A 22,047-nucleotide genomic window follows, 5' to 3' on the forward strand; every position below is an offset into this window, starting at 1 on the left:
CTTATTTTAAGGATTTTCTTGCGATGAAAGAAAATCAGGTTTCCGACATTGGACGGATAAAGTGGATGCTCTTGGAGTTTGACAAGTTCTTTGTTAATAGCAACATCAGGGATGTGTTCATAACTAAAAGCATGATTGATACATGGAAGTGCACCCGCATACATGATAAAAAGAAAACCCTCTATGACAAGGTGTCCATGTTCCGACAGTTTTGCCTATACTTATGCCACATAGGAAAAGAATGCTATATACCCAAGTTACCAAAGAAGGAATATTCGGATTTTACTCCTTATGTGTTTACCCGTGGACAGATGCAGGACATCTTTGAAGCTTGCGACAAGCAAAGGATGCATAGTCATAATATATATTGTAATCTTTTTGCATTACCTGCTTTATATAGAATCTTATATGCTACAGGGATTAGAATCGGGGAAGCCATATCCATTAGGAATCGGGATGTTGATTTGAGAAGGAATTGCATCATTATTCGGAAGACAAAGAACAAGATGGAAAGGCTTATTCCTTTAAGCGACTCCCTGTCCAAGGTTCTACAACAGTATTTGGAATATCGCAACAAGATGCCCTTGCCAGACGTTGATGCCCCGGACAAGTTCTTGTTAATATCCCCATCAGGACGACCGTTATCTTCTTGTACTGTTTTGGGCGGTTTCAAGAAAGTGTTGGAAAAATGCAATATACCTTGTTCGAGCAACCGTTCCGGAGGAGCCTGCATACATAGTCTCAGACATACTTTTGCCGTCCATTCCCTTGCAAAGATGGTGCAAGAAGGAATGGACATATATTGTGCGCTTCCTCTTTTGTCGGTCTTCTTGGGGCATAAGACGTTGAAAGGGACTGAAACCTACGTGCGCCTGACACAAGATATGTTTCCCGATATTCTATTGAAACAAAATACGATAACACGGTTTGTGTACCCTCAAACAAACATAATAACTAATTTAAATGTAGATACTTATGAAAACGACTGACTTTGCGAAGCATTTAACGGCTTTTTTCACAGAGTACCTTATCGGAGAAAGAGGCGTAAGCCCTAATACCATACGGTCATACAGCGAATCATTTAGCTTGCTGTTAAACTTTCTGGACGAACAGGTAAACATAAAGGCTGATAATCTTAGATTGGAACATATTACCAGAAAAACGGTTTTAAACTTCCTTGATTGGTTACAAGACACGAAAAAATCGAGTAACGCGACTAGAAATCAAAGATTGGCGGCATTACGTTCTTTTTGTACATATATGCAATATGAGGATGTAAAGCGTCTGGAACAATGGCAAGAGATATTATCCATCAAGGTAAAAACACATGAAAAAAGAAGTGTCAATTATCTCAGCATAGATGGCATTAAGCTTTTATTGGCACAAATACCAATCAACACGAAAAAAGGACGACGGGATTTAGCTTTGATATCCCTGCTCTATGATAGTGGAGCCAGAGTACAAGAATTAATAGACTTGACACCCGCATCTTTGAAATTGGAAAAGCCTTGTCATGTCACCTTATTTGGTAAAGGACGCAAAAAAAGAATTGTCCCTTTACAAGACGAACAAGTGAATTTATTACGCAGTTATATGGAAGAGAATCGTTTAGACCTGTCCGGTTTTAATCAAAGACCTCTTTTCTTTAACAGTTGTGGCAGAAAGCTAACAAACTCTGGCATATCTTATATCTTGAATAATTATATTAATCACGCCCGAATACAAGATCCGGAACTTATACCGGAAAAAATAAGCCCGCATACTTTACGACACAGTAAAGCTATGCACTTGTTACAAGCTGGTGTAAATTTGGTCTATATTCGTGATATTTTAGGACATGTATCTATACAAACTACTGAAATATATGCTCGGGCTGATTCTAAACAAAAAAGAGAGGCTTTGGAATCAGCTTATGTTAATATGATACCAAACGATATAACAGAACGTTCATGGGAAAAAGACCAGGAACTTAAGATATGGCTAAGGAATCTATCTAAATGAAGATGATTATTATCCAAAGCTGTAATATAAAGTAATGTGTTTAAATAGCTGATATACAGACAGACAAAAATAAAGGCTTTGGATAATAATTTACTTGTGATAAGAAAAGCCTTCCGTAGCGAAGGATATAGCAAACGTGTTGAATGTCCGGGAGCGGCACGATGGCTACCTCTCAGGTAACGGCTACCTCGTTACCTGGGCGTTCGGCCATCTCGTCCAGCTCGCCATGCCCGAAGCATACGGCTACACGGGCTTCCGGCGTGAGAACCTGCCCATTCTGCCGCAGGAGTTCAAGTACATCCCCCGCCAGATACGGGAGGGCAAGGAGTACAAGCCCGACCCCGGCGTGCTCAAACAGTTGAAGGTCATCAAAGAGGTTTTCGACCGTTCCGACCGTATCGTCGTGGCGACCGATGCCGGGCGTGAGGGCGAAGCCATTCATCGGTACATCTACAATTACCTTGGCTGCCGCAAGCCCTGCCTGCGCCTCTGGATCTCCTCGCTGACCGACCGTGCCATCCGGGAAGGGCTGGACAACCTCAGACCCGGCAGCGACTACGACAACCTCTACCGTGCCGCCGAAGCCCGTGCCATCGCCGACTGGGAGATTGGATTGAATGCGACTCAAGCACTTTCCATCGCCGCCGGGCAGGGCATCTACTCCCTCGGAAGGGTGCAGACGCCCACCTTGATGATGATCTGCTCCCGTTATCTGGAGAACAGGGATTTCACCCCGCAGACCTATTACCGGCTGAAGGTTACGGCGGAAAAGGACGGCACGCCCTTCGCCGCCATCTCCGAATTGCGTTACGAAACCCTTCCGGCGGCAAACGCCGCCCTCGCTGCTGTTACCGCAACGGGAATGGTGGAGGTTGCCGACGTGCAGCGCAGGGAGGTGAGCCAAGAGCCTCCCTTGCTCTATGACCTGACCTCCTTGCAGAAAGAGGCGAACGGCAGGTACGGCTTCTCGGCGGACAAGACCCTCTCCGTCGCCCAGTCGCTTTACGAGAAGAAGGTGCTGAGCTACCCCCGTACCGGCTCCCGCTACCTCTCGGACGATGTGTTCGACGAGATACCCGACCGCATCGCCCTGCTGGAGCGGTACCCGGCTTTCGCCGCCCATGCCGCCGCCCTGAAAGGGGCTTCGCTCAACCGCCGCAGCGTGGATGCGGGGAAAGTTACCGACCACCATGCGCTCATCATCACCGAGTGTCTGCCCGGCGAGCTGTCCGCCGACGAGCGCACGGTGTACGACATGGTAGCCGCCCGCCTGCTCGAAGCCTTCTCCGCCCGTTGCCTCAAGGACGTTACCACCGTCTCCTTCACGGCGGGGAACAGCGTGTTCACCGCCAAGGGAACGGTCGTCAGGTCTGCCGGATGGCGTGCCGTGCGTGGCGAGCGGGACGAGGACGACGAGGGAACAGCCGCTTTGCCGCCCTTGCAGCCCGGCGAGTCTTTCCCCCTGCAATCGGCGGAGTGCGTGGAGAAACAGACCAAGCCCCGTCCCCTGCACACCGAGAGCAGCCTCCTTTCGGCGATGGAGCATTGCGGCAGGGAGTTGCAGGACGACGAGCTGCGGGACAGCCTGAAAGGGAACGGCATCGGCACGCCCGCCACCCGTGCCTCCATCATCGAGACCCTCTTTGCCCGTAACTACGTGCGCCGGGAGAAGAAGAGCCTCGTGCCGACCGACAAGGGGCTTGCCGTGTATCAGATAGTGAAGGACAAGCGCATCGCCGATGTCGAGATGACCGGGCAGTGGGAGACCGCCCTCGCCAAGATCGAGAGCGGGGAGATGAATCCCGACACCTTCCGCAAAGGCATCGAGATCTATGCCGCCCAGATTACCGAAGAACTCCTGCAAGTGCAGGTATCGGTGGCGGACGGCGGACATATCCCGTGCCCCAAGTGCCGTTCCGGTCGCATCCTCCTTTACCCGAAGGTCGCCAAGTGCAGCAACGTCGATTGTGGGCTTACCGTCTTCCGTGGCAAGGGGGAGAAACAGCTCACCGACAGCCAGATTACCGACCTTGTAACCAAAGGCAAAACATCCCTTATCAAAGGCTTCAGGAGCAGGGAGGGCAAGCCCTTCGATGCGTACCTCACCTTCGACAAGGACTTCCGCACCGTGTACGGGTTCCCGCCTCGCACGGACAAGTCCAAAGGAAAGGAGCGCAGGCGATGAACGGCATCGGTTGGATCACCGTGGCGGAAGCCGCCCGGCTCTGCGGCACGGACGAGCTGCGCATCACCCTCTGGATGAACGGCAACCACATCGCCTATGCCCGTTTCGACGGCATCCTGATGATCGACGGCGCATCCCTTGCCACCCTGTTTAGCCGCAACCGGGTCGCCACCATCTACGAGGACGTGGCACAGCAGCGGGGCAAGCCCGGCAGACCGGGCAGGCTCCGCCGCCTGCTCGACACCCCACTCGACACCTTCGGCTTGTCGCAGCGCATCGTCCGGGCGTGCCGGGAGCTGGGCGTCTTCACCGTGGAGCACCTGCTCGTCCACCTCCGCCGCTTCCGCTTCTCCCGCCTGTACTGTGTCCGCAACTTCGGCAGCGGATCGGCAGCCGAGACCCTCCGGCGGCTCCGGCAGGACGGCTTGACAGACAGCGGCAGCCCACGGGATTTCAAGGTCTTGTACCCGTAATCCCGGCAATATTCACTATCTTTGCCAGCCGATTATATAAGAAGGCGGATTTGTCTTTCCCATAACCGACTGGCAAATACTCGAAAGGATTTCGAACCTATTCTGTTCATAATATGAAGCGTTCCATTTCCCTTTAAACAGCCTTTTTACAGCTCAAAAAGGGTTAAATGCTTGAATTTGTGGACATATATTCGAAAAATATTGTATTTTTGTACCCGAAAATAGGACGACAATGGCTAAAAAGCACTCATTATCTGTTGAAAACATAGATCAGGTTGCTATTGATTTTATAGCGACAAAACCTTCATATTCAATCAAAATAACAGATTGCCAAGAAGGTAAATTAAAAAAAATAGCAATAACTCATAATAAGGAAACTGGTATCTTAAACTGTTTTATTAATGGCGGGCAAGTTTCTTATAGTACGCAAGGAAAAGCACATTTAAAAGGAATATGTGAAGAATGTTGGAACGTTATCCTTCAAAATACTTCAATTCCTTGCCCTGATAAGAAAAGCTTTACGGCAAAAGGAATAAGTGAAGAAGATTTTGATGCTTTTATAGATGTATTATCGGAAAGTGATGAAATCGAAATAACTACGGTCAATACAGATAACAATCCTGCTATCAGGAACCAATATCATTTAAAGGGGAAATATGATGCCAAGGTATCTATTATTTTTTATAATAATGGGACTTTATTTTTACAGGGAGCTGTAACAGCTTTTTATATTGAGCTTATTACAGAAATAATGGAGACAATATCTTCTGTTCCAACCGAAGTAATGGAAGACTTCTTGGCTATTCAACCTTTAGTAGGATGTGTGATAGAAAAAGATTTGAATAAGCATTTCACGAAAACTGAAAACATTGAAGGAAGTATTCTTGAAGATTTTCTGAAAACATCTATTGCTCTTGCTAACTCCGGTGTTGTGGTTGATGATTACGGGTGTTATACATTCGGTATAATGAAGGCTTTGGATGGCTTGATTAGCAAAAGACTCTTGGAAGACGCACCGGATTTTAAAGATTATGGTACATATTTTGAGAGAGGTAAAGATGGAAACTACCATTTTTTGGAGAATGTGGGAACTTACAATGGTAATCCCTCGTTAAAAAGAGCATTGGAAAAGGCGTATGACTTTTATAACAAGAATCGGCATACAACTTTCCATATTGATCGCAGGAACTTAGAAACAAGCAGAACCTTATATTATGATGAAGCGGTGAACATAATAAAGGATGGACTTGTTATTATAAATGACTTATGTACTAATTGGTAAAGAAATGAAGACAAAAGATTATCAAATAATCTCTTTAGGAGAACGAAGTTTTTTAGTAGTAGTTCTGTCATTGGAAATGACGGATTACTATTGGACTGCTCTCCAATCAGAATTGGCAAAATATAATGTTGCCGATGCTGAAGTTTATTTTGATTTTCTATACCGTAACGGATTAAAAAATAGATTTTTCAAAACTAAGCTCATGGGAGTTAGTCTATTGAATAATTCTTTGAGAAAATGTAAAGCTACACAAGAGTGTATTAGTGCTTCTGATAAATTCTTTACTTTGCATAAGGATGTGATTGAACATAGCGTATTATCGTCTATTCAAAAAACATTCTTTAGAAAGAAATTAGACAGAACTAATATTCTTCCGACAAATGTACTTTAACATTATAAAGGAATTAATATATTAGAACAAAAGGTGCATCATTGATGCACCTTTTGTTTATACTTCAAATTTAGGCATCAGTAAGACCTAAATTCAACATATCTTTGTCATTCCAACTATTTCCGTTATCTTTGCACCAGTAGAACCTGCCAAGCCTCTTGATAATGCTCAAATCGGCGGGTCGTTTTTTTATAACCCGTCATCCTTTCCTGAATGACCCAAGCCACTTTTCAGTGGCTTTTTGCATTTCATGGGCATACCCTTCCGTACACCGTCCGGATTTTCCCGTCCTCCAATACCTTGCTCGACCGCACGATCCACGTCCTGCCATCATTCAGCCCGCACTCCAGTGCCTTCTCGCCGCCGCCGACCAGTACCGGCACGGTTATCACCACGATTTCGTCCGCCAGCCCGTTATCCAAGAGCAAAGCCCCGGTTTCCGCTCCGTAAGCCGTTACCGTACCTTCGCCGTCCGCTTTTATTCCCCGCAGTTCCGCTGCCGCATCCCCTGTAACAAACCGCACCCGTTCCTTCTCCGTCAGGTCAATACAGCCGTCCGTCACGACCAAAGTCTCTTTTGCCGTGAGCGGCCAGCCCAGATGGTTCAGGTAAATGCGCAGGTAGGTTTCCTCGTCGATCAGCACGCAGCCGGAGGCGTCCACCGCCGTATCGAAATACTTGTCCGATCTGACCGGACAACCGTCAATGGATTGGTACACGTGCAAGGTAATCTGTTTCATATCAATGTGTTTTTAAGGATTATGTCCGCCTCGCACCCAAAAGAACAGCGTGAACTCACGCTATTCCGAAGTAAAGGTACTGGTATTACCCGATAAGCAGAATAGGCAAGCCCACGCCGTATAAGCATACAGCATGAACATTGCGCCATTCGTCTTGCTTATCAAAAATTACCAGTTTTTTACTTCAAGACGTTCAGCGAACGTACAATATGTATATCAATCCCCGCCTGCTTCCAAGCCGGGCATGAATCTTCTATGTCACGACAGCGACCGTGCCCGAAAGCACCGCCTTCTGTCTTCGTGCGAACAAAGATACGGAAACTTCCCGAATAACAAAACAATAGCCCCGCCTAATCTCACGATCCGGCAGGGCTTCATCCACTAAAAGCACCGTCAGAAAAATGTCATTCTCACGGGAACAGCCCCCTTTTCCTGCGCCTTTCCTCTTTCCGGGCTTCCTTCTCCTTGCGTTTCGCAGCCCGTTCCTCCACGTCGGCGAAACGGGTGCGGATGAACTCGTGCACGTCCTTCGTGCGGTAGAACACCTTGCCGCTGATGGTGAAGTACGGCAGCACCCCGATGGCACGGTAGCGTTGCAGCGTGCGGATGCCCACCTTCAGCAGCAGGCACAGGTCTTGGTTGTCCAGCACCTCCTCGCCGTCGAGCGTGTTGTTCTTCTTCAGCACCCTTTCCAGCAATTTCTCCGTCCGGTCGAAGCGTTCCATGATGCGCTCCATCCAGCCCTCAAACTCTTCCCTGTCCGTGTACATAGCAGTCGCCCTCCTTTTCGATGATTTCCTTTTCCCGCATATAGCGGATGTAGCCTTTCGCCGTCCGTTCCTTCACTTCCAGCATCTCCTGTATCAGCTCGCACAGTTCGATGTAGCCGTACTTCTCCTGCCGGGCGAACGCCTCCCGTGCCATCTCCGCCAGCTCCTTCTCCTTGCGCTTCTCTTTCTCCGCCCTCGGCTTCTCGCCCACATAGACGGGCATCCCGGCTTGCTTGTCCCATCTGAACTGCATCAGCGGAATATCCAGCGGGCTGCCGTCCCTGACCTTCAACGCCTTCACCACCGACACCTCCGGGTTTTCGTCCTTCTCGATGGAGAGGATGGCGGCGGACTTGCGTTGCAGCTCGCTGCCGAGGTGTCCCCGCAGTTTCAGTCCGTTCGGCACGAAATGCACCACGGCGGCGATGCACGTGCGGTAGATTCCCGCCAGCCGGTAGATCTCGTCAATCAGCGCCACGCTCTCCGCCTCGTCGTTGGCGCAGCGGATCAGGTCCGCCACCCCGTCGATGACGACCAGATGGATGCCCCCGTGCAGGTAGTGGTACCGGTCCATGCTCTGCACGATGGCGGTCAACCGCTCGCTTCTCGACATCCCCGTCAGGCAGTACACGTGCAGGTACTCCGGCATCCGCTCACGCCCGGCACGGCGCAGCAGCCGCCCCGTGTTCTTGTGGAGCTGTTGCTCGCTCTGTTCCGTGTCGTAGAGCAGCACCGCACGCCCCTTGCGGTTCGGTTCCACCCGCACCCCCAAGAGATCGGCGTCCGTCTCCCGTTCCATGATCGCCCCGGCGACCAGTGCGGCGGTGTAGTTGCTCTTGCCCGTCCCTTCACCGCCCGTGATGCAGAGGATATTCTCTTCCGAGCCTAACGGCACGTCCCCGGCGGTAACGATGGCGACCGCCTGTTCGGGCGGGTGGTCATAGTCGATCTCGCACGATTTCAGCATCGCCAGCGTGTCCCCGTACAGCGTGTCGAGCAGTTTCAGGAACAGCCCCATCAGCTCCTCCCTCGTGTGCCCGGCTTTGAAGTAGTCCGTCACGTCCTTCTCCGCCTTCGTCCCCGGCAGCGGCAGCACCAGCCGTTTCACCCCGTACTCCGCCAGTTGCGCACGGTGCTTCTCCGAGCATTCCAGCCCCGTCTTGTCCGTGTCGTACAGCAGCACGATGTGCTTGAAGCGATAGACCAGCTTGCGCACGGTCTTCGCCGGGATGACCGAGGTCTCCGAGTTGAAGCAGATGGCGTGGAAGCCGTGCGCCGCCAGCGTCAGCACGTCCTTCTCGCCGCCCGTGAGGAAGAGCAGGTCGCCCTTCGAGGGCAGTTGCTCCAGCCCGAAGCAGTAGTTGTCGCCCGTGTGCCCGCCATAGACGAAGCGCACCTCCGACATCGGGCGATAGACCTTCACGCCCCATTTCCCCCTGTACCCGAACATCGGTTCCGCCGGGGTGGAGCTGAAGCCGAACGCCTTGCCCTCCCTCGTCTCGCCCCGGTACTCGGCGAGCGATATCGTCCCGTAGCGGCGCAGCACCTCCACGGTGATGCCCGATGCGCCCCAGTAGGCAAGCTCCCCCTCGGTGAAGGGCTTCTCCGCCGCCCGGTAGGGCTTCGGCTCGGGACGGTCGGCGGACACTGCCGCCTCTTCCGTGTCCGTTCCGGCTTCCCCGGCACCGCCGCCCCTTGCGCCCGTTACGGGCCGCAATCTCCGGCAGCCCCCGGTTCCTACCGTCCCGTCGGTCGGGATGTCCCCGTCCAGTCCGAGGCACAGCTCCCGGTCGATGGTGTGCAGCACCTCCACGAAGTCGGCGGCGTTCCGGCAGTCCAGCCCTTTCAGCTTCGCCACGAGGAAGAAACAGTCGCCCGAATAGTCCCCGTTGCCGAAGTCCTTCATCCGGTACGTACCGCTCCGGCGGTCGTAATACACGTTGCACGAAGCCTTGCTGTCGGCGTACAGCGGGTTCAGGAAGTTCCTGCCCACCCGCCACTTCACGGGCAGGTAGTGGCGGAACACGTCCAGCCCGTTACTGGTTCTTGCCAGCACTTCTTCCTTTCTTACCATAGCTGCCGTTTTTTCGGTTATGCAGGGGATGTTCCGCTATCATCCGGTCGATCTTGGCGGCGGGCGTCTCCACCATCCACCGCTCACGCAGGCTCTCGACAGCCTGCCGGGGATAGCGTATCTGCCGCCCAATCATCGAATAGGGGACGATGTTCTTCTGGCGGTAGCGTTGCAGGGTGCGGTGGCTGATGTCCAGCGCCTCGCACACCTCCTTGTGCGTCATCCACTTCGGGTCGGCTTTCCGTCCCTTGGTCGCAGGGCTTTCCGCTTCCTCTTTCCGTTTGCGCTCCGTTTCCTCCCGGTTCCGGGATTCCTCCACGTAGGCGGTTATCTTCTCGATCTTCTCCACGAGCAGGCGGTAGGCGTTGCTCTCGATGGTCATTATTTCCATTGTCGTACTCATTTTTAGGTTTCTGCCGCAAATGTCGCCCGATTCGCCGGTTTTTCCTGCCACTATATCAGCACCTTGGCAAAGATTTTTTTTCGGGGCGCATTTTCGCCCTTCCTGCCGTTCCGGGCGGTAAAAAGGACCGAAACGGGGTAAAAAAGAGCGTCCGAAAGGCTCTTTCCAGCCCTTCGGACGCTCCCTTCCCGTGTCCTGCCGTCTCTGCCACCCCGTTGCCAACTTGCTACCGGCTATCCATGTCCCGCATCTTTTTCAGCAGCCTCTCCTTCATCTCGTCCAAGAACGCCGTCGGGTTCTGTTGCCCCCGCAGCCTGCCGAAAGCGTGGTACACGTTGCCCAGATCCACGTGGAAATGCTTCTCGAACAGCGCAGCCAGCTCGCCGATCTCGGCGTTGCCCTCGTCCACGCTTCCCGTCACGTGTATGCCATAGACGAGCAGTATGGCGGCAACCTTCGTGTTCGTCCAGCGGTGTTCCTTCTCCGGCACGGCTTCCGTCTCCGTCCCCTGCGCCGCACGCTCCATCCGGCGGCTCAGGTGTACCAGCAGCATCTCCACCGAGATCAGCCGTGCCGCCAGTATGTCGTAGCCCGTGGAGAACTCCGCCTCCTCGTCCAGCACGAAGCTGCCGCTCTCGGGGCTTAGCTCGCCCTTCGCCCGCAGGAAATAGTAGCTGTCCCGGTACGTCGCCCCGCTGTGGTAATACTGGTAAAAGGGCAGGTAGCGTTCCATCATCCGCTCGGCACGCTCCATCGCCTTGCGGTAGTACGGTTCGGCGACACGCAGGCAGGCGGGGCAGCCGCTCTCTATCTGGTACACCCGGTAATAGTACAGCAGCCTGCCCGTCAGGGCGGGCTTGTAATACTTGAAGTAGAGGATCTCCTTCGCGTCCCCGGCGAACGGATGGGCGAGGGCGTACTCCTTCAGTTCCCGGTTCTTGCCTTTCAGGTACGAGACCATCTCACGGCAGACGCATATCACCTCCTTGCCGTCCATGCCGGGGGCTGTGGTCGCCATGCGCTGATCCACCTCCTTCAGCAGCCCGTTAAAATATTCTTCCATATAAATCTTGTTTCATGTTGTTTATAAGGGCGCAAAGTTAGCGGACGGCAGGGAAACGGACGTTCTGAATCCTCACCGCCGGATTCGGATTGTCCGCCAATCGGCTCCGGACGGTCGGTTTTTCACGGCAGGGCTGGAAAAGGGAGGCTAAACTGTACGGGCGCACCGGGCGATTTCACGGATTTCGGCAGGAGTAGCCTTCAGGTGCTTCTTGCAGAAGTCCCACAGGTAGCTCGGAGTGGCGAAGCCGCACACGTCGGCAATCTCTTGAAGGGGCATGTCCGTGTCCGCCAGCAGGGAGGTCACGTGCGCCTTCCGCTGTTCCGTCAGCCAGCGGTGCGGAGTGGTGTTCAGCTCCTCCTTGAAACGCCGTCCCAGCGTATTTACCGACATGGCGCATTCCCGTGCCAGTTCCTCCACGTTCTTCACCTTGGGCAGAGCCAGTGCGATTTCTTCCCGGAACGAGCAGCCCCGCAGGTGCGGCAGGTACTTTTCTACCTCCTGCAAGTCCGCCTTGCCGAACATCGGCGGTATGCCCTTGCGGTACTCGGACGCCCGTTCACGGCGGAAGCGGAACAGCAGTCCCGCCAGACGGTTGCAGAGCACGTTCAGGTGCGGGTATTCGTCGTAGGCGTTGATGCTTGCCTGCATCCGGCAGAGGAACAGGAATCCTCCGCAGTCCCTTTCCCGGAAATACGCCTCCGCCGTTTCCAGCAGGAAGTCTGACGAGCTTCCGTGGCGGTGATAGGCGACCAGTATCAGCAGCCCGGCTTCCTCCTTCACCCGGTACGAAAGTACGGGGTGGTGTTCCCGCAGCAGCTCCACCAGCCGCACCATCCGTCCGTTCTCCCGTGCGAGCCGTTCCGCCGCAATCCATGTCACCGGACGCTCCGCATCCGTTTGCGGCAATACCTTGCGTACCTTTTCCATCCACTCCCGCCATCCCTCCCGGACGGCTTCATTCATTAGAATTAGTGTAAGATTCTGTTTCATTTTGTTTCAACACGATATTAAATAATACAAATCTTACACGAAATTACAAATTGTTTGCAATAGATGTCCTGCCGACACCCCGTATCGGTCACGATATTTCCTTGAATTACAGATTCGGATTTTACTCCATAGGTTCGGATATTCAGTCGTGAAAAAACAGAAAGGCTGTGCCGGTTCCACCCGCAGAACGGCATGACAGTAAGCAGGGGGAGTCGGAAGAAGGTCATTCACCGGTTGGTGAGTGCGTCTTTTCAACGGGATATTTACCGTCCCGTATCTCCTGCAACCTTTCGATCAGTGGTTGCTCCTTGGAATGGTTCTTTTGTTCGGCTATGATGAAGAACGATGCAAAACTGCCGATAACATACAGCCGGAACAGGCATTGACCGAGCAGTTTCCGGTATTCGCCCATTGTCTCGTACTTCGCCTGCATCGCTTTCAGCTTCGCAGGACGGTAATACAGCTTTCCGCTTGCTTATCCCGTTACGGAGAACAGCAACAGGGCGCATCCCGCTGCGACGGCAACGATCAGCCCCAGCCAGAAACGGTAACTCCTTTCACCCAGCGTACCCAGCCAGAAATTCCCTTCCCAACTTCCCGGACGGGAGTACGTCCACCGCCATCCGCAGACAATCCCCACGAGCCACAGCAGCAAGATTCCCGCCACGATCAGGTAGCCGTACCTCGGATGCGCCTGCAACCACTCCGGCAGACCATCCATAAACTCGCTTATCTTATCGAACCATTCCATAGCAATAACAGAAAAAGCCAAATTCATACCTTACGGACGAACCGTTATACCTCAAAAACAAAAATAGCGAAAAGTCCAATCACTCAAAAAGTTTCGCTGCAAAAATCTTTCCCGTGTGGAAGAAAATCATTTTATTTGCACCTATATAGCCGCAAACGTATGAAGAAAGCCTCCCCACATAAAAGAACCAGTCGGCCGAAGCTCCCCGGATTCTTCGACCACCTCTTTTATTGGACGTGGCACAGTTGTCGGCATGGCTTCCCGGACCGTAGTTTTGCGGTCATCAGCGTGGTTCAGTTCGCCTGCCTCCTGTTTCCTGTCGCCATCGCTTTACAGTTCTTGGACACTCCGGCTGTCCGCTTTCTTTACGAAACAGACGACCGCCTTACGCTTTTCCCGCTGATACTGCCGTTCCCCGTATTGCTCTGGAGGAATATGCGCATCTATACCGAGGAGCGTTACCGCATGATGCACGACTTTTACGGGGCGTTCCATGTATCGGTGCGGCAACGCTATCGCCTCCGTTTCCTTGTCTGCATGGCGCTTGCAGTTCTCGCCATCCTGCTTGAAATATGGCTGTTCACCCTTTATCATGACCGCTGCACGGCCATATCCTCCGGCAACACAAGCCTCTATGTCCCGTATCAGTATGACAACGGCAACGACCCCGTGCAGGAAGGCGTTTACCGCATCGTCGATGAAAAAGGGCGTATCGGATATGCGGACGAGCATGGCAATACCCTCATAGAGCCACGCTTCGCTTTTGGCTTTCCTTTCGAGAACGGGAAGGCGAAAGTAACCGACACGGGAGAACTGGAAGAAGTTCCCGGTTCGGATGGGGAATACCACTATTGGGAAAGCGATGATTGGTATTACATCGACCGCAAAGGGCAAAGGATTGAATAAAAGCCCCAAGACTGCCCTAAGCCCGAGATTCCAGCCCCCGCCTGCCAAGCCCTTGCAGGGCAAACACAAAGCAATCAAGCCCTATCGGAACATCCCGTTCATCCCACCTTTCCCCCGAAACAAACATCAAATTTCAAAACCAACTCATTTACAGTAACTTAAAAGATTTTCGGTGCAAGCCGCAAAACAGCCCTGTGTGGCTGGTGCAAGGTGCAGCTATATATATAAATATAGCTGCACCTTGCACCACAGAAATACACACTGAAAATCAACATTTTACACTTCGGGTAAAACCACGGGTGCAACCTCGTTTTTTGCACCGCCTCTTGATTTTATGCTTTTCCTGTAATCCGGTAATCCCGAAAAATAAAAAATCCCCGAAACATTTCCCTTTTTCGGTCAAAATCCCTATATTTGCATCAGTTCCAAGAGCAGAGCGAAGCAATGCAGCGAAACCCGCACAGCTACCAAATCGCTACCGGCTACCGAACTTTCTACTCTTTAAGTCTTATCTACCAACCGATTACAAAAAAACGATTGTTTTTACAAGAAAAATATTGAAGATAGAGTTTTAATATTAGAGAAAGAGTCTAATACAGTAAAACCTCAAAAGAGAAGTACACCTAAAGCCCAAATAATAATATTTACAAGCTTTAAAGGAGGAGTCGGCACTTCTACCTTAACTACATTGTTTTGTAATCATATCTCAAATCAATATAATATTCTTTTGATTGATGCACATCAACAACTAACATGTTACAATATGCGGGAAAACGACCTTATTACTACTCCTGAAGCAAAGCCTTTATATGAGATTGAAGCTATTTCAGTCGAAGGTCTGGTTAATCATCTTGATGTAGTAAAAAATAAATATGACTATATAGTAATAGATCTACCTCGTTTTTTTTATTATGAAGATAACTTAGAGAGTATCTTCATAAGAAGCAACTATATATTTGCTCCATTCCATATTCCCTATAATTATTCTGTCGAACAATCTAATAATGATTTCTTACACCAAGTAGAAGGGCGATTAGACTTATTTATTGAATTACGAAAGAAAATAAAAAGTATAAATAAAGATATTACCTTTACTTTAGTTCCATACGAAAATGACGTAACTGAAGAATTTAAGGAATGGATTGAAAAATTCGACATGTCTTTACTCCCACAAACATTTAAAAGATATAGCGAACTCCCTTCTTACATTGATACAATCTCTGATTTATGCAAGAACAAAAGTATTGCTTATGCTCCATATATAACAAACACAAAAGCAATAATATATTACTTAGAAAAAGAAACTATCGCTAATAATTATATTGAAGAACAAAATAATCTTTTTAAGAAAAGAATGAGAAATATACTCAACCAATATAAAAAGAGATAAAGGCTACACGCTCTTTATCAATAAAAACAAAAGGGTAAAACTTTAAAGCGAACTAAAGTTTTACCCTTTTATTCCTTTATTTATATTCCTGCCAGCTCTTGATCTCGATATCGTCGATCGATAAGGTGCAGAATGCTTCGATAAAGGCGCTTGCCAGGCGGGCATTCGTGATCAGAGGGACATTCAGGTCGGTTGCGGCACGGCGGATCTTATAACCGTTGTCCAGCTCACCGGCTGAAAGGTCGCGCGGGATATTGACCACCATGTCGATCTTCTTTTCATGCAACATGGTGAGTGCCTGAGGCTGTTTGCCTTCTTCACTCGGCCAATAGACCAAAGTGCTAGGGATATTGTTTTCTTCCAGGAAGCGGTGTGTTCCGCCAGTAGCGAACAGACTGTATCCTTTGCGGGCAAGCATCTTCGCTGCATCCAGCATGGCCACTTTCTGCTTCGGTGTTCCGGTCGAGAGCAGGATATTCTTTGCCGGGATACGCTGTCCGACCGACAACATACTGGTCAGCACTGCTTCCGAGAGATCATCGCCAAGACAACCTACCTCACCGGTCGATGCCATATCCACACCCAGCACCGGGTCGGCTTTCTGCAAGCGGTTGAAGGAGAACTGAGAAGCTTTGATACCTACATAATCGAGGTCGAACGCATTCTTATGCGGCTTTTCGACAGGCAAGCCCAGCATGATACGGGTAGCCAGTTCGATAAAGTTTATCTTCAAGACCTTGCTCACGAAGGGGAAACTACGTGAAGCGCGGAGATTACATTCAATAACCTTGATCTCGTTGCCCTTCGCCAGATACTGGATATTGAACGGGCCGGAGATATTCAGCTCCTTCGCGATCTGCTTGCTGATACGTTTGATGCGGCGTACCGTTTCCACATACAGCTTCTGTGCCGGGAACTGGATCGTCGCGTCACCGGAGTGCACACCGGCAAATTCGATATGTTCGCTGATGGCATACATCACGATCTCGCCATGATCGGCCACCGCATCCATCTCCACCTCTTTGGCATGTTCGATGAACTGGCTGACTACGACCGGATGCTTCTTGCTGACGTTGGCCGCCAGTTGAAGGAAACGTTCCAATTCTTCCTGGTTGGAGCAGACATTCATCGCCGCACCACTCAGCACGTAACTCGGGCGAACCAGTACCGGGAAACCTACCTCCTCCACGAATGTATTGATATCGTCCATAGAAGAAAGCTCTTTCCAACGCGGCTGGTCTACTCCGATGCGGTCGAGCATGGCGGAGAACTTCTCACGGTCTTCGGCATTGTCGATACTCTTCGCGGATGTTCCGAGGATATTTACATGTTGTTCATCCAGGCGCATCGCCAGGTTGTTCGGTATCTGCCCTCCGGTAGAGACGATCACGCCGTGCGGATTTTCGAGTTCGAGGATGTCCATTACCCGTTCGAAAGTCAGTTCGTCGAAGTAAAGACGGTCGCACATATCGTAGTCGGTCGAAACCGTTTCAGGGTTATAGTTGATCATCACCGAGCGCCAACCCTCCTTGCGGATCGTGTTCAGCGCCTGCACACCACACCAGTCGAACTCAACCGAGCTACCGATACGGTAAGCACCCGAACCCAGTACCACGATAGAACGTTTATCGCCTACATACTGCACATCGTTTTCCGTTCCGCTGTAAGTCAGATACAAGTAGTTGGTCTGTGCCGGATATTCGGCGGCTAGGGTATCGATCTGTTTCACTACCGGAAGAATGCCGCGGTATTTACGATCCTGGCGCACCTGCAGGATGGCTCTTTCACCATCTTCCATTTTATCTTTGAAGATGGCGCGGGCAATCTGGAAGTCAGAGAAACCCTGCACTTTGGCCAGACGGAACAGGTCGTCGGGTATATCGGTTATCTTGCTGAAGCTTTCCAGAGCTCCGGCGGTCTGGATGATATTATATAGTTTCTGAAGGAACCATTTGTCGATCTTTGTCAGGTCGTGTATCTGGTCGATCGTGTAACCGGCACGGAAGGCCTTGCTGATGACGAAGATACGACGGTCGGTCGGCTCGTTCAACGCCTTGTCGATATCGGGAATGACCAGCTCTTTGTTTTCTACAAAGCCGTGCATACCCTGTCCGATCATGCGGAGACCTTTCTGGATCGCCTCTTCGAAAGTACGGCCGATCGCCATCACCTCTCCTACCGACTTCATGCTTGAACCCAGTTCGCGGGCTACACCGTGGAACTTACCCAAGTCCCAGCGCGGTATCTTACATACCACATAGTCGAGTGCCGGTTCGAAGAAAGCGCTGGTCGTTTTCGTTACCGAGTTCTTCAGGTCGAACAGGCCGTAGCCCAGGCCTAATTTGGCTGCCACGAAAGCCAACGGATAACCGGTTGCTTTCGATGCCAGAGCGGAAGAACGGCTCAGGCGGGCATTGACTTCGATCACCCGGTAGTCTTCCGATTCGGGGTCGTAGGCGTACTGCACGTTACATTCTCCTACAATTCCAATATGGCGGATAATGCGGATAGCCAGTTCGCGCAGTTTATGATAGTCCGTATTGGTCAGCGTTTGTGAAGGGGCGATCACGATAGACTCGCCGGTATGGATGCCCAGCGGGTCGAAGTTTTCCATGTTACACACCGTGATACAGTTGTCGAAGCGGTCGCGCACCACCTCGTATTCCACTTCCTTCCACCCTTTCAGGCTCTTCTCCACCAATACCTGGGGAGAGAAAGAGAAGGCTTTTTCGACCAGCACGTCCAGTTCTTCTTCATTGTCGCAGAAGCCTGAACCCAGGCCTCCCAACGCATAAGCGGCACGCACGATCACCGGATAACCCAGTTCGGCGGCAGCACGGCGGGCATCGGCAGCGTTCTCCACCGCTTCGCTCTTGATCGTCTTTACATCGATCTCGTCCAGCTTGCGGACAAACAGTTCACGGTCTTCCGTGTCCATGATGGCTTGTACCGGAGTACCCAGCACACGGACGTTATATTTTTCCAGCACACCGCTCTGGTAAAGCGCCACACCGCAGTTGAGCGCCGTCTGTCCGCCGAATGCCAGCAGGATACCTTCGGGGCGTTCCTTTTCGATCACCTTTTCCACAAAGAAAGGAGTGACGGGCAGGAAATAAACCGTGTCCGCAACCCCTTCCGAAGTCTGTACCGTTGCAATGTTCGGGTTGATAAGCACCGTCTGGATACCTTCTTCCTTGATGGCTTTCAATGCCTGGCTGCCTGAATAGTCGAACTCGCCCGCCTCACCGATCTTGAGGGCGCCGCTTCCTAGTATCAGGACTTTCTTTATATCTTCTTTCATATCTACCTTATTTTTCTTGTTAACATATTTTAGGCGCATCGACTAACCAACGTTGGTTAGCTTGTCTCACTGCCTCCAGAGAGGGATTGTCAGTGCCTCCACTTAGAAGGTGTCGCTGCCGTTGGCAAAAATGCTTTGCCTGCTCACGCAAAGGGTCTTTGCCTTACCATGCAAAAGTGCTGCTACAACAACTCAACGAATTTATCGAACATAAACTCCGTATCCGTCGGACCGCTACAAGCCTCCGGGTGGAACTGTGAGGAGAAGAAAGGTTTCGTTTTATGTTTGATACCTTCGTTCGTGCCGTCGTTCATATTGATGAAGAGCGGTTCCCAGTCAGCGCCCAGTGTATCGTTATCCACCGCATACCCGTGGTTCTGTGAGGTGATGAAGCATTTCTCCGTTCCCACCATGCGAACTGGCTGGTTATGGCTGCGGTGTCCGTATTTCAGTTTGTAGATAGATGCGCCTCCGGCTTTTGCCAGCAATTGGTTACCCATGCAGATACCGCAGATCGGTTTATCTCCGGAGAGTGCCTTGCGGATATTCTGGACAGCCGCATCGCAGGTATCCGGGTCGCCGGGGCCGTTGCTGATGAACAGGCCGTCGTATTCCAGCGTATTGAAATCGTAATCCCAGGGTACGCGGATAACCGTTACATTACGCTTCAGCAGGCAGCGAATAATGTTATGCTTCACCCCGCAGTCCACCAGGACAACCCGCTTTTTGCCTTCACCTTCCCCGTAAGTAATCACTTCCTTACAGGACACTTTATCTACATAATTCACATTCGCGTACTCTCCGAAATCGGTTGCTTCGGCTTTTTCCCCGCCAATCACGATCTTTCCCATCATCACGCCATGTTCGCGCAGTTTCTTGGTCAGGGCACGTGTATCTATCCCGTAAATTCCCGGGATGCCTTCTTCCTCCAACCAGCTTCCCAAACTTTCTACAGCATTCCAATGACTATACTCATGACTGTAATCGCTTACGATAATGGCATCGGCATGAATCTTTTCACTCTCCATGAAAGTGGCAATTCCATCCGCTCCGAACGTACGGGCGGGTACACCGTAATTTCCCACCAACGGATAAGTTAACACCATCAGCTGGCCGGCATAAGAAGGGTCGGTCAGGCTTTCAGGATAACCTGTCATGGCAGTGTTGAACACTACTTCGCCGGTTACCTCTTTTTCGCAGCCAAAAGAAAAGCCACGAAAAACAGTCCCGTCGTCTAAGATCAAAGTTGCTGTTTTTTCTGTTTGCATATAATCTGTATCTTGTGTCATTTGACTAAATATTCTTCTTCCATATAATGTATGAAGGCATTGTTCACCATGCGCGCACCGCCCGGAGTCGGATAATCGCCGGAGAAATACCAGTCGCCCGGATGGTTCGGACAAGAGGCATGCAAGCCTTCGAGCGTTTGATAAACAATCTCGACCTTTGCCCGCGTACCTGCCGGGGTAAGCAATTCGACCATCTTGGCGGAGATCTCCTCGTCGGTGAACGGGGCATATATCTCCTTCACATAGTTGACGGTCGAGCCATCCGGCTGCGCCTGTTGCTGTTTCGCTTTCCGGTAAGCCTCCGTCAGCACCGGCTCCATCCCTCGGTCTTTCAGCAAAGCCACCGCCGCCCTGAATGCGATAAACTCATTCATACGCGACATGTCGATGCCGTAATAGTCCGGATAACGAACCTGCGGTGATGAAGAAACGATCACGATCTTCTTCGGATGCAAACGATCTAATATGCCGATAATACTCTGTTTCAATGTTGTTCCCCTGACGATGCTATCATCTATTACAACCAGATTATCGACGAAAGGTTCGATACTTCCGTAGGTAATATCATATACATGGGCTGCCAGATCGTTGCGGCTGTTTCCTTCGGCGATAAAGGTACGTAATTTTATGTCTTTAATTGCAACCTTTTCGGCACGAACACGCATGGAAAGTATCTGATCGAGTTCCTCTTCCTGCAAAAGATGGCTGCGGTCGGCGATCCATTCCTTTTTCAGTTTGTTCAGGTGGTTGTTCAGTCCTTCCTGCATACCGAAATAGGCAACCTCGGCCGTGTTGGGGATAAAGGAGAAGACGGTATGCCTGATATCATGGTCAACCGCTTTCAGGATCGGTTGCACCAGGTTTTCCCCCAGCTTTTTACGTTCTCGGTAGATATCCACGTCGCTACCGCGGGAGAAGTAGATACGTTCGAACGAGCAGGCTTTGTTCTCCTTCGGTTCGACGATCTGCGAGGTTCTGAACTGTCCCTCTTTGCTGATAAACATCGCCTCGCCACGCTGCAACTCTTTTATATCTTCGGCCTGTACATTCATGGCTGTCTGGATAACCGGACGTTCGGAAGCCAGTACCACGATCTCGTCATCCGCATAATAGAATGCCGGACGGATACCCCACGGGTCACGTACGCTGAACGACTCGCCGCTACCAGTCAGGCCGCAGATCACAAACCCACCGTCCCAGGTCGGCACGCATCGCTTCAGTACGTTCGAGAGATCGACATGTGCTTCGATAGCGTTTGTGATCTCCATCCCTTTCAGTCCTTCCCCCTCATATTTCTGATACAAACGCTCTATCTCGCGATCCAGGCGGTGTCCCATCTGTTCGAGCATAATGTAGGTATCGGCATACTTACGCGGATGTTGCCCGATAGCCGTTATCTCTTCAAAAATATCATTTACGTTTGTGAGGTTGAAATTTCCGCAAAGAGCGAGGTTCTTAGCTCTCCAGTTGTTGCGGCGTAAAAAAGGATGGACGTAGGAAATACCGGACTTACCGGTCGTACTGTAACGGAGATGCCCCATATAAAGTTCTCCGGCGAAAGGAAGGTTTGCTTTAGCAAAAAGGGGATCGTTTAATTTACCGGGTGGTAAATCTTTGTAATGATCGTGAACGGCGGCAAATATCTCGGTTATAGCTCCTGTTCCCAACGCTCTTTCCCGAAACATATATTCTTCACCGGGACTTGCTTCTAACTTCACGCAGGCTAAACCGGCTCCTTCTTGACCGCGGTTATGCTGCTTTTCCATCAGTAAGTAGAGTTTATTCAGACCGTACATCCAGGTACCATACTTTTGATGATAATACTCTAAAGGCTTTAGTAACCGGACCATGGCGACTCCACACTCATGTTTAAGTTGTTCCATCTGGTTATATCTTGTTTATTTCAACTGCAAAGATACGCACTTTATCAAACACATTGTTCATATTAATGCAAAATAATTGACATATTAATAGAAATAATCATTTTATCCGGCATTTGGTTAAAATATTATATATTTCCGCATTGTTTCGATAA

17 protein-coding genes and 2 pseudogenes are annotated in these 22,047 nt (G+C 50.7%); 8 read left to right on the top strand and 11 right to left on the bottom strand.

All coding sequences use genetic code 11. The features are described 5' to 3' along the window. Positions 1 to 311: 311 nt before the first annotated feature. The 6 genes and pseudogenes from HMPREF1536_RS24850 to HMPREF1536_RS24875 all read left to right on the top strand — a co-directional run bounded on the left by HMPREF1536_RS24850 (position 312) and on the right by HMPREF1536_RS24875 (position 6,332). Positions 312 to 989, top strand: coding sequence for a tyrosine-type recombinase/integrase (locus HMPREF1536_RS24850; protein WP_192916423.1), 678 nt, complete (start codon positions 312 to 314; stop codon positions 987 to 989). Next, positions 976 to 2,001, top strand: coding sequence for a site-specific integrase (locus HMPREF1536_RS24855; protein WP_007754523.1), 1,026 nt, complete (start codon positions 976 to 978; stop codon positions 1,999 to 2,001). The genes HMPREF1536_RS24850 and HMPREF1536_RS24855 overlap by 14 nt, the downstream gene beginning before the upstream one ends. A 103-nt stretch (positions 2,002 to 2,104) precedes the next feature. Continuing rightward, positions 2,105 to 4,186 (top strand): annotated as a pseudogene (locus HMPREF1536_RS24860) (DNA topoisomerase); the annotation flags it as partial. Then, positions 4,183 to 4,659: a hypothetical protein gene (locus HMPREF1536_RS24865; protein ID WP_028728044.1), complete on the top strand. Its 477-nt coding sequence runs from the start codon at positions 4,183 to 4,185 to the stop codon at positions 4,657 to 4,659. The pseudogene HMPREF1536_RS24860 and the gene HMPREF1536_RS24865, both read left to right, overlap by 4 nt. A gap of 232 nt (positions 4,660 to 4,891) precedes the next feature. Continuing rightward, positions 4,892 to 5,941, top strand: a complete 1,050-nt coding sequence (locus HMPREF1536_RS24870) for a type II toxin-antitoxin system RnlA family toxin (protein WP_004327332.1) — start codon at positions 4,892 to 4,894, stop codon at positions 5,939 to 5,941. A 4-nt stretch (positions 5,942 to 5,945) separates the two neighbouring features. Beyond that, on the top strand, positions 5,946 to 6,332 hold the full coding sequence (locus tag HMPREF1536_RS24875; protein WP_004327330.1) for a type II toxin-antitoxin system RnlB family antitoxin: 387 nt from the start codon (positions 5,946 to 5,948) through the stop codon (positions 6,330 to 6,332). Positions 6,333 to 6,580: 248 nt separating this feature from the next. Here HMPREF1536_RS24875 and HMPREF1536_RS24880 read toward each other — a convergent pair whose 3' ends face one another. From HMPREF1536_RS24880 to HMPREF1536_RS24915, 8 genes and pseudogenes are all read right to left on the bottom strand, one after another. After that, the gene (locus HMPREF1536_RS24880; RefSeq protein WP_028728043.1) at positions 6,581 to 7,072 is read right to left on the bottom strand and encodes a dihydrofolate reductase family protein; all 492 of its coding nucleotides are present in this window, start codon (positions 7,070 to 7,072) and stop codon (positions 6,581 to 6,583) included. A 410-nt stretch (positions 7,073 to 7,482) separates the two neighbouring features. Continuing rightward, on the bottom strand, positions 7,483 to 7,842 hold the full coding sequence (locus HMPREF1536_RS24885) for a helix-turn-helix domain-containing protein (protein ID WP_004327328.1): 360 nt from the start codon (positions 7,840 to 7,842) through the stop codon (positions 7,483 to 7,485). Continuing rightward, a complete protein-coding gene (locus HMPREF1536_RS24890; RefSeq protein WP_028728042.1) occupies positions 7,817 to 9,916 on the bottom strand; it encodes a bifunctional DNA primase/helicase in 2,100 nt (699 codons plus the stop codon). Before HMPREF1536_RS24890 ends, HMPREF1536_RS24885 begins: the two co-directional genes overlap by 26 nt. After that, positions 9,879 to 10,307 carry a helix-turn-helix domain-containing protein gene (locus HMPREF1536_RS24895; RefSeq protein ID WP_028728041.1) on the bottom strand — a complete coding sequence of 143 codons (429 nt, stop codon included), beginning with the start codon at positions 10,305 to 10,307 and terminating at the stop codon, positions 9,879 to 9,881. The genes HMPREF1536_RS24890 and HMPREF1536_RS24895 overlap by 38 nt, the downstream gene beginning before the upstream one ends. A 238-nt stretch (positions 10,308 to 10,545) precedes the next feature. Then, entirely contained in the window at positions 10,546 to 11,382 is an 837-nt protein-coding gene (locus HMPREF1536_RS24900; RefSeq protein ID WP_028728040.1) for an RteC domain-containing protein, read from the bottom strand. A 147-nt stretch (positions 11,383 to 11,529) separates the two neighbouring features. Beyond that, positions 11,530 to 12,375, bottom strand: coding sequence for a helix-turn-helix domain-containing protein (locus tag HMPREF1536_RS24905; RefSeq protein WP_028728039.1), 846 nt, complete (start codon positions 12,373 to 12,375; stop codon positions 11,530 to 11,532). A 223-nt stretch (positions 12,376 to 12,598) separates the two neighbouring features. Then, a pseudogene (locus tag HMPREF1536_RS24910) lies at positions 12,599 to 12,841 on the bottom strand (hypothetical protein); the annotation flags it as partial. A 9-nt stretch (positions 12,842 to 12,850) separates the two neighbouring features. Then, positions 12,851 to 13,153 (bottom strand): immunity 17 family protein, encoded by a 303-nt coding sequence (locus HMPREF1536_RS24915; protein WP_081693335.1) that lies wholly within the window; start codon positions 13,151 to 13,153, stop codon positions 12,851 to 12,853. 312 nt (positions 13,154 to 13,465) lie between these two features. On the opposite strand from HMPREF1536_RS24915, the gene HMPREF1536_RS24920 reads away from it, so the two are divergent. Beyond that, positions 13,466 to 14,032 carry a WG repeat-containing protein gene (locus tag HMPREF1536_RS24920; RefSeq protein ID WP_233426436.1) on the top strand — a complete coding sequence of 189 codons (567 nt, stop codon included), beginning with the start codon at positions 13,466 to 13,468 and terminating at the stop codon, positions 14,030 to 14,032. Between the two features lie 763 nt (positions 14,033 to 14,795). Then, entirely contained in the window at positions 14,796 to 15,422 is a 627-nt protein-coding gene (locus tag HMPREF1536_RS24925) for a hypothetical protein (protein ID WP_028728036.1), read from the top strand. Positions 15,423 to 15,498: 76 nt separating this feature from the next. On the opposite strand, the gene carB is transcribed toward HMPREF1536_RS24925, so the two are convergent. The 3 genes from carB to HMPREF1536_RS24940 all read right to left on the bottom strand — a co-directional run bounded on the left by carB (position 15,499) and on the right by HMPREF1536_RS24940 (position 21,895). Beyond that, a complete protein-coding gene (gene carB / locus HMPREF1536_RS24930) occupies positions 15,499 to 18,723 on the bottom strand; it encodes a carbamoyl-phosphate synthase (glutamine-hydrolyzing) large subunit (protein ID WP_028728035.1) in 3,225 nt (1,074 codons plus the stop codon). A gap of 182 nt (positions 18,724 to 18,905) precedes the next feature. After that, a complete protein-coding gene (carA, locus tag HMPREF1536_RS24935; RefSeq protein ID WP_028728034.1) occupies positions 18,906 to 20,012 on the bottom strand; it encodes a glutamine-hydrolyzing carbamoyl-phosphate synthase small subunit in 1,107 nt (368 codons plus the stop codon). After that, positions 20,009 to 21,895, bottom strand: a complete 1,887-nt coding sequence (locus tag HMPREF1536_RS24940; RefSeq protein WP_028728033.1) for an amidophosphoribosyltransferase — start codon at positions 21,893 to 21,895, stop codon at positions 20,009 to 20,011. Before HMPREF1536_RS24940 ends, carA begins: the two co-directional genes overlap by 4 nt. Positions 21,896 to 22,047 lie beyond the last annotated feature (152 nt).

Source organism: Parabacteroides gordonii MS-1 = DSM 23371 (assembly GCF_000969825.1).
Classification (GTDB): Bacteria; Bacteroidota; Bacteroidia; order Bacteroidales; family Tannerellaceae; genus Parabacteroides; species Parabacteroides gordonii.